Origin of the sequence: Oribacterium sp. C9 (assembly GCF_002007235.1) — a bacterium.
Classification (GTDB): domain Bacteria; phylum Bacillota; class Clostridia; order Lachnospirales; family Lachnospiraceae; genus Oribacterium.
Genome location: NZ_MUHW01000022.1, coordinates 58923 through 72917 on the forward strand (window position 1 = coordinate 58923; position 13995 = coordinate 72917).

A 13995-nucleotide genomic window follows, 5' to 3' on the forward strand; every position below is an offset into this window, starting at 1 on the left:
TAAGTCATGGTCCATACAGGTCCTTATGTGACTCACCGTTTTTAAATCGCAAAAATGAGTTGACTTTCAAATTGAACGTTCTGTTATGTCAGAGGCACTTTTTCTAATCCGAAATATACCTTAAATACATCATTCCGCCCTTGTGATCTTTCCTGCAATTGCCGACGCCGTAACTGTGGCTGCGGATCCAAGATATACAAAGGAATTCTTGTCTCCGGCTCTGCCCTTGAAGTTACGGGTTCCGGTGCTGATGAGAGTCTCTCCCTCACCGATGACACCCTGACAGCTTCCCCAGCAGACACTGCAGTTTGAGTTCACAACGATGGCTCCCGCTTCCATGAAGATGTCAATGATTCCTTCCTCCAGCGCCTGTGCGTAAACGTCACGGCTTGCAGGGGAAACAAGGAATCTGACACCCGGTGCCACCTTCTTACCCTTGATGATGGATGCTCCCAGTCTCAGGTCCTCGATACGACCGTTGTTGCAGGAACCCAAAAAGGCTTCGTTTATCTCCACATCCTTCACTTCCTCAACGGGAGAAATATTGTCAACAAAATGAGGCTTTGCAACAACCGGGACGATACTTCCCATGTCAATGTCATAGACCTTCTCAAACTTCGCATCCGGATCACTTACGAAACCGTCAGCCGCCTCTCTGCCATGCTCTCTCAAATAAGCCTTGGCTATATCATCCACCTCCATAAGTCCTGTCTTCGCACCGGCCTCAACGCAAAGATTGCAGATACAGATTCTGTCTGACATGGTGAGGTTCTTCATGCCCGGTCCCACAAATTCCATGGCCTTGTAGTTGGCACCATTGGCACCGATCATTCCGATGATGGTAAGTATCAGATCTCTTGCGGTAGCTCCGTTCCTGAGTTCACCTGTCAGGTTGAACCTCAGGGTCTCCGGCGCCAGCACCCATGACTTTCCTGTCACCATAGCGTAAAGATAATCCGTACATCCTACTCCGGTACCGAAGGCTCCGAGCTCTCCATAGGAACAGGTATGGCTGTCCGCTCCGAAGATGAGCTCCTTTGGATTTATATACTTCTCGATCATGATCTCATGACAGATTCCGTCACCTTCGTGAAGTGTGATGCCGTTCTCCTTTGCAAAATCACGCATCTTCTTCTGTGAAGCGGCTGTCTTCGGGCTGTCGCAGGGAACATTGTGATCCATGATCCAGATAAGCTTGTTCTTATCGTAGATTTTCTTATTCTTAAGCTTGTTGTACATATCTATAGTGAGATGTGTGGTGCCATCGTTACTCATAAGATGGTCAAGCTCTACCACGTAGATATTACCCGCATGGGCCTCCTCAACTCCGGCCGCTCTCGCAATTATCTTTTCAGCTATAGTCATTCCCATATCAGATCTCCTTCTCCAATGAAGCCAGAAGTCCACCCTGATCGAGGATGTTCTTCATATACTCCGGCACCCTGGTACAGCTGTACTTCACACCGGAAACCTCCGCATAGCCCTCTTCCATGTTGAGTATAAGCTCCATTCCGTTCTCTACATGATCATAGATGTCGCTGCAGATAATGACCGGAACTCCCAGATTTATGGAATTACGGTAAAAAATACGTGCAAACGATTTAGCCAGAACAGCCTTGATTCCGCAAGCCTTCAGCACTGCAGGAGCCTGCTCTCTGGATGAACCACAGCCGAAATTCTCGTCTGCCACGATATAATCTCCCGGTTCTACATTTTTAATGAATTCTGAATCCAGAGATTCAAAAGCATGAACCTTCATTTCTTCGATAGTAGGATAAAGAAGATACTGAGATGCGATTATCTGATCTGTATCAACATCCTTTCCGTACTTAAATACTTTTCCCATATAAATCTCCTGTTCTATAACTCACATAAAAAATCAGCACCACTGCTGCATAAGTCCTGCGCATTGCTTCGCTTCGCTCTCGCAATGCTACAGGAATCTCGAATCCGCGCTTTCGCGCTTCTTCTCGATTCCTGTTGTCGTATCAGATGTCTGTACATTAGTGCAAGCAAGCTTGCACTAATGTACAGCCGCCTGATACTGGACTTATGCAGAAAATACTTAACAAATTTTAGGCAAAAACAACTATCTAACTCAGTTAAATCAACTATAACATCCGCCGTTGTATAATTCTAATATATGTTTCTGATGATTATCATGTTCTAAAGTTATTATACCACCCCCAAAAAACACCTCAAACGTCTTCTGGTTATATTTATAGGCATAATAAATAATCTTGTGTTATGGCGGCAACTTGTGTTATATTACTGATGATTTCGATTAATATAAGGAATATCGCGTTACGTAACACAGGAGGTGCGCGTATCGCTAAAAAGAAGGGGGACACCAAGATGGATCAGAACTTATCAGGCTACAAGATCTTTTATGAAGTTGCAAGTTGCGGCAATATCTCAAAGGCCGCCAAGAAGCTCTATATTTCACAGCCGGCGATTTCCAAGTCTATCGTTAAACTTGAGGACGGTCTCGACACCAAGCTGTTCCACCGTAATTCTCGAGGAGTAACATTAACAGAGGAAGGACAGCTCCTTTATAAATACATCAAGGATGCTTTCGACAACATCAACAACGCCGAAGTTGAACTGAAGCGTATGAAGGAATTCAACATCGGTCATATCCAGATCGGTGTTTCAAATACTCTGTGCCGTTATATCCTTCTTCCATATCTCCAGAAGTTTATGGAAAAGTTCCCTAATATAAGAGTGTCTGTAAATACACAGGCTACAGCCCAGACACTCAATCTTATCGAGCAGAAAAAGATCGACGTTGGTCTTACTGCAGAGCCAAAATCCAGACGTCCTGAGATGCGTTTTGTTCATTCAAGACAGATTCACGATGTATTTGTCGCAACTCCACAGTACCTTGAGAATCTCAGATCCATCTGCGGTCCTGATTTCAATGTCTTCGAAGAGGCAAATCTCATGCTCCTTGACCAGAACAATATGACCAGACGTCATATCGACGATTATTTCAAGGCCATGAATATCGAACCTTCACAGATCCTTGAAGTAACAACCATGGATCTTCTCATCGAATTTGCAAAGATCGGTATCGGTGTAAGCTGTGTCGTTCGTGAGCTGGTTCAGAAAGAGATCGATGAGGGATCTCTCGTTGAGCTTCCATTACAGCTCCCTATCCCGTCAAGAAATATCGGTTTCGTTTATAATACAGGAAACACTTCAAAGTCACTGGATGCATTCCTGAGTGTTCTGGATTAAAAGAAAACTTTTGTCGTGTCAGATGTCTGTGCAGCCTTGCAGACAAGTCTGCAGTCTGCACAGACGCCTGACACTGGACTATACCATTAATTTACTACATAAGTCCTACGCATTGCTTCGCTAACGCTCTCGCAATGCTATAGTAATCTCGAATCCACGCTATCGCGTTTCTTCTCGATTACTATTGTCGTGTCAGATGTCTGTGCAACCTTGCAGACAAGTCTGCAGTCTGCACAGACGCCTGACACTGGACTTATGTATAAAATTTAGACCATCGTCTCATGGACGATGGTCTTTTTCTATGGTAGAATCTTTGATTGAGCGCAATCGAACACTGCGTTCAGAGTACAGTTTCAGGGAATGTGATGTTTACAAGCAGAGACATTGACATGAAAAAGCAAAACCTGTGACGATTTTTTCAGAAGGAGTTTATATATATGGCAGATTTAGAGAACAAGACACCGGGTTCCTGCGACTCAAATTGCAGTTCCTGCGGAAGCAACTGCCCATCCAGAAACGGCGGAGCCGCTGATTTCAAGGCAAAACTTGCTGACGGATGCAGCGTAAAGAAGGTTATCGGAATTGTTTCAGGAAAGGGCGGCGTAGGTAAATCAACCGTTACCTCTCTCCTCGCTTCCGGAGTAAATAAAGCAGGCTATAAGACAGCCATCATTGATGCCGACATCACCGGACCATCTATCCCTAAGGCATTTGGTCTTTCAAACGACGGCGTTGGCGTTACCGAAGACGGAAAGCTGATGATTCCTGACAGATCCGCAAACGGAATTCAGATCATCTCATCAAATCTCTTACTCGAGAACGAAACTGATCCAATCATCTGGAGAGGTTCCCTCATCGCTCAGGCTGTTAAGCAGTTCTGGTCAGAGGTCAACTGGAAGGATATAGACTTCATGTTCGTGGACATGCCTCCAGGAACAGGTGATGTTCCTCTTACAGTATTCCAGTCACTCCCTGTTGACGGAATCATCATCGTTACATCTCCTCAGGAGCTTGTATCTATGATCGTAAAGAAGGCTGTTAACATGGCAACAAAGATGAATGTTCCTATCATTGGAATCATTGAGAACATGTCATATCTCAAGTGTCCTCACTGTGGTGAGACGATCAATGTCTTCGGCGAGAGCCACATCGACGAGGTTGCAGCCGAGAACAACCTCAGGGTACTTGCAAAGCTCCCTATGGATCCTAAGAACGCAGCTTATATGGATGCCGGTGCCGTTGAGGCTATCGACCTTCCTGAGATAAAGGAAGCTGTGAAGGCTGTTGAAGAGCTGTAAATAAACAGAAAGTACGGATTGCTTTGCACTTCGTGCTCTCGCAATCCTGGATGTGCATTCGGAAATCGCTCTGCTCATTTCATTCGCATAGCTTTTTTCCTCATACACATCAGGTTGCGCTATATCCACCCGAGTTTGCAAGCAAGCTTGCACCTCGGTGGCTGCAGCGCAACACTTTCATCGTATATAGAACGCGGCTGGGAGATAACTCCCAGCCGCGCTTTTTTCTGAATCAGATAGCCAACACCCCTCATTAAGTGCCCGTCATCTGCTTAAAAACCAATATTCAAATCAAAAAACGATGGTGAAAACGCCTTTTCATCAATACAGTCTGTCCTGACTGCTGTACTCCTTACCTTCTCCAAGTCCTGAAGAAATAGCTTCAATTACAGCCTCAAGTGCCTCAGCCTCATCAGGTCCCTCACACTCTACTCTGAGATGTGCTCCCTGCTTCACTCCGGCAGCCATAACGTTAAGAACAGATTTCGCAACGATCTTACGTTCACCGTTATATAAATATATATTACTTTTATACTTAATGCAGGTCTGTGTCAATACCCCTGCAGGTCTAAGATGTAATCCAGATTCATTTACTACGGATACTTCTCCTGATACCATGTGTCTTCCTCTTCTAATAACTAAATATGCAATTCTTTTTTTGAAAGTACTAATACCGCTGAAACTCACCGGCAAAACAGTAATCCATACCTTCGGAGCCAAAACAACGCAGTACTTTCTTCGGAAATTCTACATCAAAATCGATTAAATTTCCACCAATATCGACCGAACTCAGACGTGTTCTCGATTTAATGCTTCCCGCTCTGCCCTTTCACGTTCACTGGCAGCCTTTGAAAACTCACATCCGCAGAAATCCTGTCTGTACAGATCATATTCCTTTGACAGCTGTATGGATCTCTGATATCCGCCCTTCTTCTTAAAATCAGACGGCAGAAAATTCTCATCATGCTTATCACCGACTTCTGAGCCGATAACATTGAGAATCTCTGCTGACTTCATGGGTGATATGGTGAGGGTCGTACAGAAATAATCATATACCTGTACTGAATCATCAGCACCTTCCGAAGCCCTCCTTCTTATCTCATCCATGTAATCCGCTGTCTTTTCCAGTCTCTGACGATAACAAAGATGACATCTTTCGCCTCGTTCCGGGTCCTTCTCATGTCCCTTTGCGATGCTCAGGAACTCCTTATGGTCATATGCCGGAACCACCACAGAAACAGCCCCCAGCCTTACTCCCTCTTCATCAGTTCTCTCCACATCTATACCCATCTCATGAATGAGCCTCTTAAGTTCGGATACCCGGTGGTCAAACTCCTTTTCTGTGGATATGTTTGGATTATAGTAGAACAGAGTTATATCAAAATACCGGCAGAGATAATCCAGCACAGCACTGGAGCATGGCGCACAACAGCTGTGCATGAGGAGCCTGGGCCTTCTTCCCTTTTTTTCCGGGTCTTTCTGCCATGACTCTATGATCTTGTCCAGCATCTGCTGGTAATTTTTTGTATTTGGTTCAGGTTTGATATATTCCACTTTTCTTCCTTTTTCATCACAACGACTGACAAAGCCGGCTCAAAAAGAGCCGGCTGCAATTATACACTATATATTTTCTTTATTTCAAGAAAAGAATCACTGCAAGAAATCTCTGATCCTCTTTGAACGTACCGGATTACGAAGCTTTCTTAATGCCTTCGCCTCGATCTGACGGATACGCTCACGTGTTACATTGAACTCCTTGCCTACCTCTTCAAGAGTTCTCGGATGGCCGTCCTCAAGACCGAATCTGAGAACGATGACCTGACGCTCACGCTCCTTCAGGTCTCCAAGCAGAGTATCGATATGCTCACGAAGCATAACGGATTCAACATTACCCTCCGGTGACACGATGTTGTTGTCAGCAACGAAATCTCCAAGGTTTGAATCATCCTCTTCACCGATAGGTGTCTCAAGTGAAGCCGGCTCACGGGCGATCTGCATGATCTCCTGAACCTTCTCCTCAGTCATGTCGAGATGCTCAGCAAGTTCCTTGACACTAGGCTCATAGCCAAGCTCAAGAGTCAGCTTACGCTGCATCTTGGACATCTTGTTGATAGTCTCTACCATATGAACAGGAACACGAATGGTTCTGGCCTGATCAGCGAGAGCTCTGGTTACCGACTGACGGATCCACCATGTGGCATATGTGGACAGCTTGAATCCCTTCTCAGGATCGAACTTCTCTACACCCTTGATAAGTCCGAGATTTCCCTCCTGAACGAGATCCAGGAAGCTCATGCCTCGACCTGTATATCTCTTCGCAATGGAGACTACCAGACGAAGGTTTGCCTCGATGAGACGCTGCTTTGCATCCTCATCTCCGTTGGCCTTACGCATGGCAAGACTGTACTCCTCATCAGCTGTAAGAAGAGGTACGGTTCCGATCTCCTTCAGGTACATACGGACAGGATCCTCTGTTCCGATGCCATCCAGAAGGTCAACAGCATCCAGATCTACGCTCTCCTCTTCCTCTTTCTCCAGTTCATCATCGATAGGCTCGATGTCGTCATCAGAATCAACCGAAAGCACACCGGCTTCCATAACCTTCAAAAGACTTTCATCCACGATAGGATTGATCTCTATACCTCGGTTCTCAATCAGTCTGCCGATGTTCTCCATCTGTTCCTCAGTGACCTTGTCCTCTGCGAACATCTCGTTGATCTCAGCCTGGTCGATGGAGTTTTTGTTCTTTATCGCCTTTTTGCAAAGCGCCTCGATCTTCTTAACAAGCTCCTCCTTGCTGAGTTCTTTCTTGACGGAAACATTAGAAGCTGCCTCGTCTATTGTTTTTTTATTAGCCATCCTCTACTCCTTTTTAGATCATAGGCATCTAAAAGAGCTCAATGTCTACGACCCGGATTATTTTTCGATAATCATCGATAACGGAACGCAACGGGTCTTACCCGCTTATGTTCCTCAGAACCAGATAGATACTGCGGAAATGATCCCTATCCCCAAAATGATCACTCCTGTAAATATCTGAAAAGATCCTCTTACATGAAACTTCCGGTCATGATCCGAGTTGGCGTTTATTATCACCGTAACACCGCAGATTATCTTTAAAACAGCCGCAGTGAAAAAAATCAAAGGGAACAACACCATGTTCTCAACCGGATTCGTAAATGCCATGATCGCCATAACTGCGATGATGACTCCAAGCACTATATGAACGATATCAAGCTGTCTTGATGTCCCTCGTGATACGGTATTAACTTTTGCCATCTAACCTCCTTATTTACCGCCAAGTGTCGTATAGACAACAGCCTTGATCGTATGCATACGATTCTCAGCCTCGTCAAATACCACACTATGCTCTGACTCAAAGATCTCATTTGTAACTTCCATTTCCTTGAGTCCGTACTTCTCATATATCTGCTTTCCTATCCTTGTGTTGGTATCGTGGAAAGCAGGGAGACAATGCAGGAATATCGCATCCTTCTTGGCATATGAAAATGCCTTTGCATTAACCTGATATGGTCCGAGATCACGTATTCTCTTCTCCCATACCTCATCAGGCTCGCCCATGGATACCCATACATCAGTGCAGATAACATCCGCATCTGTACATGCCTTCTCTACATCCTCCGTAAATTCAAGGGTCGCGCCGTTCTCTGTCGCAACCTCCTGACAGGTCTTTATAAGTTCCTTATTCGGCCAGTACTCCTCAGGAGCACATGCCACAAAATGCATACCCAGCTTTGCGCAGGTAACCATATATGAGTCAGCCATGTTGTAACGGGCATCACCCATATATACGAGCTTCAGTCCCTTGAGATCTCCCTTATGCTCGCGGATAGTGAGCATGTCAGCCAGCATCTGAGTCGGATGGAATTCGTTTGTGAGACCGTTCCATACAGGAACATCACTGTACCTGGCAAGCTCCTCAACGATCTCCTGATCGAATCCACGATACTCGATTCCATCGTACATTCTGGAAAGCACTCTCGCTGTGTCCGCTATGGATTCCTTGTTTCCTATCTGAGAACCGCTTGGTCCGAGATAAGTTGCACCCATACCGAGATCAAAAGCAGCCACCTCGAAAGAACATCTGGTTCTGGTGGAATTCTTCTCAAAGATAAGGGCAATGTTCTTTCCGGCAAAATCTCCGCCGTGCAGCGGCTTGCCATCCTTTGAACCAGCCTTCTTCTCTGCCTTTAAACGGGCTGAGATATCGAGAAGATAGTTGATCTCCTCTGGTGAATAGTCAAGAAGTTTCAGAAAATCTCTTCCGGTCAAATCTATCATAGCTTCCTCCTCACATGTCTGATATCACCCATATGTAGTCCATCATAATGGTATGACTCATGGCAGGTCAGCTCAGACCTGCCCTCTGTTTTTCCGCTTATGCGCGTTGTCTGACTGCCTCATACATCAACACAGTTGCTGCAACAGCTGCATTGAGAGACTCTGTCTTTCCCATCATCGGAATCCTCAGATACTCGTCCGATAATGCTGCGATCTCATCAGAAAGACCATTGCCTTCATTTCCGATCATAAATGCAGTAGGGGCAGTGTAATCAAACTCCCAATGATTCTTTTCACCCTTGAGATGAGCGGCATAGATGGAAACACCCTGACTCTTCATCCTGTTTATTTCGGCAGGAAGATCATCACAAATAAGGAAAGGCATACGGAACATGGCACCCATAGTTGCCCTGACGACCTTAGGCGAATAAATATCTACGCAGTTACGGTTCATGACGATGCCATCAACACCTGCTGCCTCAGCCGTCCTGAAAATAGTCCCCATATTGCCGGGATCCTGAAGTGTATCCAGAATGATAAAGAAATCCCCGGATAAATCTGTATAATGCTTCTGCCTGACAACCGCAAGTATACCCTGACTGGTCTTGGTATCCGACATGTACTCCATGACCTGATCCGATACTTCAAATACAGGAACCCTTCCTGATGCAGTGCCCGAAGCATCACCCTTTTTATCCGTCACCATGCCCTTTGGGAGGCGCCCCTTATAATCGGGCGTCACAAATACCCGGACTATCTCTTCATAAGGGATCTCACTGCAGAGTCTCTCACCCTCGGCGATAAAAAGACCGCTGTCGCGCCTTGCTCTTGCTTTCTTTTCAAGCTCCCTTACTTCCTTTATAAACTTGTTTCCGGTAGATGTGATTTTTTCCAATTTTTACCCCAATAAGATCCAAAGACAATAAAAAAGTCTAAAGAGTGTGCACTATAAATATTGCTCACTATTTAGACTTTTTCAAGTAAATATAAAAAATAATTTATTGCAATGAATTTAACACCGGATCCGCTTTAATCCTTTATTGCCTCTCTGATAGCTCCCATCAGTTTTTCCTTAACCGGAGGCTTAAGGATATATCCTGCCGGCTTTAAGCTGAGCACTGCCTCAACATGCTCTCTGTCAGAGACACTTGTAAGAAATATGACCGGGATGGTTTCAAATTCACTGTCAGCCCTTATCATCTCAAGGGTCTGTTTTCCGTCGCAAACAGGCATCTCATAATCCAGCAGGATAAGATCCGGTGGATTTTTTCCCATTGTTGTGAGAGCCTTCATTCCGGAAGTCGCCACAGCTATATCATAGTACTCCTGAAGCATCTCTTTTATACTTCTTAAAGTCATGGCATTGTCATCTACCACCATAATGAGTTTCCTGCTTCTGTTCTCCATGACCTTATACATACCATCCTAAATAACGAGAGACGCATCAACTTTACTGCAAACCGCCTCCATTACAGTCCTTTTGTCCGCCGGTCTCGGTATATTTTCAAAATGGCTGTTCGCGCCATAGACCAGACCCTTTTCCTCATCAGTTCCTATGGTCAGTACCGGGATATCCCTGTATTCCTTTGACAATATTTCAAAAATACGACTGTCAGACTCTAGAACTCCCGCCAGACTCACAACTATAAGATCCGGTGTGACAACCTTCAAAATATCCGCCACCGCTTCTGTATGCAGCTGACAGATCTGTACCCGAAAATGCTTTTCCAAAAGCTCTTCGATATCCTTTACAGATTCATTGATCTTTCCTACAAAAAGAATCTTTTTCACTCCCGCACCTCCTATATAGCCTTCAGCATTCTATCTATGATCTCAGAAGCCCTGTCTCCATCAAGATCCGCCACCAGGAGTCCAAGCTGTTCGGCATCTTCCTTGAGAACCTCTGGGAGTTTAAGGCCCATAAGTTTTTTTACTCCGTCATCCGCCGAATCGATATCCATATCTTCCATAGCCTGTCCGATGGAACAAAGAAGTATGCCAAGCGCCTCCTTATCAACTTCTGTTTTTTCGGTTTCAGCTTCCTCACCAAGCCCCATGACTCCTTTTAATTTATCCTGATAAGACATCCACTCATTCAGGAATATATCATGAAGCGCCTCTATCCTCTTATCATCCCCGTCTCTTGCCGCAAATTCAAGAATTTTGGCCATACCCGCCAGGGGGATGATCCCTACGGATGCCGCTGCGCTTTTCATCCCGTGCACCTGAATGCGATAAGCATCTCTTTCGTTTCGAAGATCCTCTTTCATCCTGTTAAGTTTCTCTCCATGTAATCTGATTATACTATAAAAATCCCGAAGAGAAGATCTCAACAGCTCTTTACCTGGAAGATGAAGGAAGGCCACCTGCCAGTCAAGTCCGTCCACCACCGGAAGTTCGTCCAGAAAGCCGGAATCTTCCCCTTCTTTATCCGTCTCTTCTTCATCAAAAGGAGCCGGCAGTATCAGTTCCTTCGGAAGACGCTCCCGCAAGGCATCCTCAAGCTTTGAAGCGATAACAGGTTTCGAAAGAAATCCGTCAAAGCCCTCTTCAAGATAACGTTCTTTGGCGCCTGCCACAGCATTGGCTGTAAGGATAAATATAGGTGTATCACTGCATGGTCCCTCAGGAAGACTTCTTATCCTGTGGAATGCCTCCACACCATCCATTTCAGGCATCATATGATCCATGAAAATGATATCGAAGTGTCTGGACATGGCAAGCTCTATCGCTTTCATACCACTGTCCGCTTCAGTTATATTGATCTTTGTAGGTTTCAGAAGTGCCATAAAGACCTTCCTGTTCATGCTGTTATCATCCACAACAAGTATGTCTGCACCCGGCGCGATAAAGCTTCTTTCGTACGTATAGTCTTCACCTATAGTTTTTATCCGCTCTTCAAAATCACCTATAGGAACCTCTGACATTATCTTCTGTCTCACATCAAAATAGAATTTTGATCCCTTGCCATACTCACTATCTACCTGCAGTTTACTTCCCATCATCCTGAGAAGGTTCATGGTAATGTTCATCCCGAGGCCTGTTCCCTCGATATTCCGGTTTCTCTTTTCTTCAATTCTCTGAAAGGCTTCAAAAAGTTTTCCTATATCCTCTTTTTTAATGCCTATCCCTGTGTCTTCCACTTCCACATGAAGTATTTCATCTTCCCCGTCTCTTATTCCCGAGACCCTCATCCATATGGTTCCACTCTCCGTATATTTTACGGCATTGGTCAAAACATTTGTTATAACCTGTTTAAGCCTTACATCATCTCCGAAAAGCCTGGACGGAAGCTCCTTGTTGACACTTACTTCAAATTTAAGGTTCTTTTTTTGAACCCTTAACATGATCATATTTGTAAGATCATGGATCATACTGGAAAGATCATAATCTACCGGAACTATCTCCATCTTACCGGATTCTATCTTCGAAAGATCCAGGATATCGTTAATGATAGAAAGAAGCGACAGGCCGGCGGTATGTATATCCATGGCATATTCTCTTATCTTTTTGTCATTACTCTCCCTCAAAATGATATCATCCATGCCAAGCACTGCATTTATGGGAGTTCTTATCTCATGTGACATATTCGCAAGAAATATTCCCTTTGCCTCATTTGCAGCTACAGCCTCAGCTCTTGCCTCTTCCGCCAGTATGACCTGCTTTTCCAATGTTTTTTCTGTTCTTTCAACAGATTCCTTATATTCCGACAAAAGCATAAATATGTTCTGTATCATGAGACTGAAGAAGAACAGCACCAGAAAAACATCAGCGCTGTGAAACAGGATTTCATTTCGTCTCTTGAAGTTCTGGTTCAGCCCGAGAGCAACCGCAACGCCAAGACAGATCAGTCCAAATACATCCATACATACGATAATATAATTTTCTTTATCTTTTATCTGCATGATAAGGATCAGGAAACATGCCGCCGCAAAATTCACACCCGTCAGGATAGCTACATACTCTATATTCTGTCCTTCACTTGACCCTTCTATCATCAGAATAATTAAAGTGATCCCTGTCAGAAAACCCATCATTCCCTTTGATAATTTCGGGAAAATATTACGAAAGCCGTTATAGTAAACCCAGCCAAGAAACAGCGGAATCAGATCCAGGCACAGAACAGAAGCTTTTCCAAAAAGCTTCACCTGTGAAAAGAAGGTTCTGGTCAGGCTTGACTTGAAAAGAATGAAAGCCATGGCATCTATTCCCATTAACGCAGCAACATACAGCCCTTTGACCCTTCGTTCAAGCACATACCTGGCCACATCCAGAATAACTATAAGAACAGACATCAGTTGGATAAGTACAAAACTGACCACCTCTTCCAGACTGTTTCTCAAGATCTCCATGATCCTGACATCTCTTTTCGCGACAAACGCTTCATGGATATAGATACTTTCCTTAACATAAACGCGGGTAAGCACTATAGTCATCATACCATCCTTGAGATTGGCAGGAAGATCGGCTGCAACTTCACCGGCCTCTTTCTTTATAAAGGGTTCATCGCCATACTTTTTCGACTGTCCGTCATCCACATCTTCTGTGATGTTTAAATCGCCCCTATCTCCATTCCCCAGCTCGAAAGGTAATGTGCCTGATACTCCGGCTTCATACAAGGGTTTACCATCTATAAGAAGATTAAAAGAAGCATTTTCGGCATAGAAACTAAGAGTCAGCCCCTCATAATCAGAACTGACAGAGTGCATCATCGTAATGACATCTGATTTTTCCGCAGGAAGATTGATCGGAAGAGAAACTCCCTTTTCTTCTGTACCATCAGCATAACGAAGGGTCCAGTCAGAATTAAGCTCATAAGCATTCCCTGCAGAAAGCATCATTTCTTCAGCATTAAACAGCGGCTTCAATGTTCTGACAATAAGACATATCATTATAAAAACTACCACTGTTCCTAAAATATATCTGAATCTTCTGTTCATATACGATGTTCCTTTCATAGGAAAACCCGGAAATCAGTTTCTTGATACATAGACAGCGAAATAAGCAGACCTACACCTATATATGCGGCGCAAAAGCCCCCTTCAATAAACGAAACAATATAAGTTATCATAAGTTTTCTTGTGACACTAAAAAACGACAGGGCTGTCGCTTTAGATGATTATCATCTAGGCGATAGCCCTCTTTTCATGCCACA

Annotated in this window: 13 protein-coding genes; 2 read left to right on the forward strand and 11 right to left on the reverse strand. The window is 44.4% G+C overall.

Going from position 1 to position 13995, the window contains the following annotated elements:
* Positions 1 to 129: 129 nt before the first annotated feature.
* Both BXO88_RS13120 and BXO88_RS13125 read right to left on the reverse strand, forming a co-directional pair.
* Entirely contained in the window at positions 130 to 1371 is a 1242-nt protein-coding gene (locus BXO88_RS13120) for a 3-isopropylmalate dehydratase large subunit (protein WP_078038180.1), read from the reverse strand.
* A 1-nt stretch (position 1372) separates the two neighbouring features.
* Positions 1373 to 1846: a LeuD/DmdB family oxidoreductase small subunit gene (locus BXO88_RS13125; protein ID WP_078038181.1), complete on the reverse strand. Its 474-nt coding sequence runs from the start codon at positions 1844 to 1846 to the stop codon at positions 1373 to 1375.
* A gap of 509 nt (positions 1847 to 2355) precedes the next feature.
* Between BXO88_RS13125 and BXO88_RS13130 the strand changes: the two genes are divergently transcribed.
* Positions 2356 to 3240 carry a LysR family transcriptional regulator gene (locus tag BXO88_RS13130; protein WP_078038182.1) on the forward strand — a complete coding sequence of 295 codons (885 nt, stop codon included), beginning with the start codon at positions 2356 to 2358 and terminating at the stop codon, positions 3238 to 3240.
* A 437-nt stretch (positions 3241 to 3677) separates the two neighbouring features.
* Positions 3678 to 4538 (forward strand): Mrp/NBP35 family ATP-binding protein, encoded by an 861-nt coding sequence (locus tag BXO88_RS13135; protein WP_078038183.1) that lies wholly within the window; start codon positions 3678 to 3680, stop codon positions 4536 to 4538.
* Positions 4539 to 4859: 321 nt separating this feature from the next.
* On the opposite strand, the gene BXO88_RS13140 is transcribed toward BXO88_RS13135, so the two are convergent.
* The 9 genes from BXO88_RS13140 to BXO88_RS13180 form a co-directional block, all read right to left on the reverse strand.
* Positions 4860 to 5156 carry an HPr family phosphocarrier protein gene (locus BXO88_RS13140; protein ID WP_078038184.1) on the reverse strand — a complete coding sequence of 99 codons (297 nt, stop codon included), beginning with the start codon at positions 5154 to 5156 and terminating at the stop codon, positions 4860 to 4862.
* 171 nt (positions 5157 to 5327) lie between these two features.
* Positions 5328 to 6047, reverse strand: a complete 720-nt coding sequence (locus tag BXO88_RS13145; RefSeq protein WP_078038194.1) for an epoxyqueuosine reductase QueH — start codon at positions 6045 to 6047, stop codon at positions 5328 to 5330.
* Positions 6048 to 6188: 141 nt separating this feature from the next.
* Positions 6189 to 7397 (reverse strand): RNA polymerase sigma factor RpoD, encoded by a 1209-nt coding sequence (gene rpoD / locus BXO88_RS13150; protein WP_078038185.1) that lies wholly within the window; start codon positions 7395 to 7397, stop codon positions 6189 to 6191.
* A gap of 114 nt (positions 7398 to 7511) precedes the next feature.
* The gene (locus tag BXO88_RS13155; RefSeq protein WP_078038186.1) at positions 7512 to 7817 is read right to left on the reverse strand and encodes a DUF6637 family protein; all 306 of its coding nucleotides are present in this window, start codon (positions 7815 to 7817) and stop codon (positions 7512 to 7514) included.
* 9 nt (positions 7818 to 7826) lie between these two features.
* The gene (gene argF, locus BXO88_RS13160) at positions 7827 to 8837 is read right to left on the reverse strand and encodes an ornithine carbamoyltransferase (protein ID WP_078038195.1); all 1011 of its coding nucleotides are present in this window, start codon (positions 8835 to 8837) and stop codon (positions 7827 to 7829) included.
* A gap of 100 nt (positions 8838 to 8937) precedes the next feature.
* On the reverse strand, positions 8938 to 9735 hold the full coding sequence (locus tag BXO88_RS13165; protein WP_242945231.1) for a TrmH family RNA methyltransferase: 798 nt from the start codon (positions 9733 to 9735) through the stop codon (positions 8938 to 8940).
* A gap of 134 nt (positions 9736 to 9869) precedes the next feature.
* Entirely contained in the window at positions 9870 to 10259 is a 390-nt protein-coding gene (locus tag BXO88_RS13170) for a response regulator (protein ID WP_078038187.1), read from the reverse strand.
* A gap of 6 nt (positions 10260 to 10265) precedes the next feature.
* The gene (locus BXO88_RS13175) at positions 10266 to 10631 is read right to left on the reverse strand and encodes a hypothetical protein (RefSeq protein ID WP_078038188.1); all 366 of its coding nucleotides are present in this window, start codon (positions 10629 to 10631) and stop codon (positions 10266 to 10268) included.
* 11 nt (positions 10632 to 10642) lie between these two features.
* Complete coding sequence (locus tag BXO88_RS13180; protein WP_168171709.1) at positions 10643 to 13780, reverse strand: ATP-binding protein; 3138 nt, start codon at positions 13778 to 13780, stop codon at positions 10643 to 10645.
* Positions 13781 to 13995 lie beyond the last annotated feature (215 nt).

Bases quoted from the DNA above. Each gene is read 5' to 3' on its own strand.
- BXO88_RS13120 (WP_078038180.1), bottom strand. From the start codon at position 1,371: ATGGGAATGACTATAGCTGAAAAGATAATTGCGAGAGCGGCCGGAGTT.
- BXO88_RS13125 (WP_078038181.1), bottom strand. From the start codon at position 1,846: ATGGGAAAAGTATTTAAGTACGGAAAGGATGTTGATACAGATCAGATA.
- BXO88_RS13130 (WP_078038182.1), top strand. From the start codon at position 2,356: ATGGATCAGAACTTATCAGGCTACAAGATCTTTTATGAAGTTGCAAGT.
- BXO88_RS13135 (WP_078038183.1), top strand. From the start codon at position 3,678: ATGGCAGATTTAGAGAACAAGACACCGGGTTCCTGCGACTCAAATTGC.
- BXO88_RS13140 (WP_078038184.1), bottom strand. From the start codon at position 5,156: ATGGTATCAGGAGAAGTATCCGTAGTAAATGAATCTGGATTACATCTT.
- BXO88_RS13145 (WP_078038194.1), bottom strand. From the start codon at position 6,047: ATGCTGGACAAGATCATAGAGTCATGGCAGAAAGACCCGGAAAAAAAG.
- rpoD (WP_078038185.1), bottom strand. From the start codon at position 7,397: ATGGCTAATAAAAAAACAATAGACGAGGCAGCTTCTAATGTTTCCGTC.
- BXO88_RS13155 (WP_078038186.1), bottom strand. From the start codon at position 7,817: ATGGCAAAAGTTAATACCGTATCACGAGGGACATCAAGACAGCTTGAT.
- BXO88_RS13170 (WP_078038187.1), bottom strand. From the start codon at position 10,259: ATGTATAAGGTCATGGAGAACAGAAGCAGGAAACTCATTATGGTGGTA.
- BXO88_RS13180 (WP_168171709.1), bottom strand. From the start codon at position 13,780: ATGAACAGAAGATTCAGATATATTTTAGGAACAGTGGTAGTTTTTATA.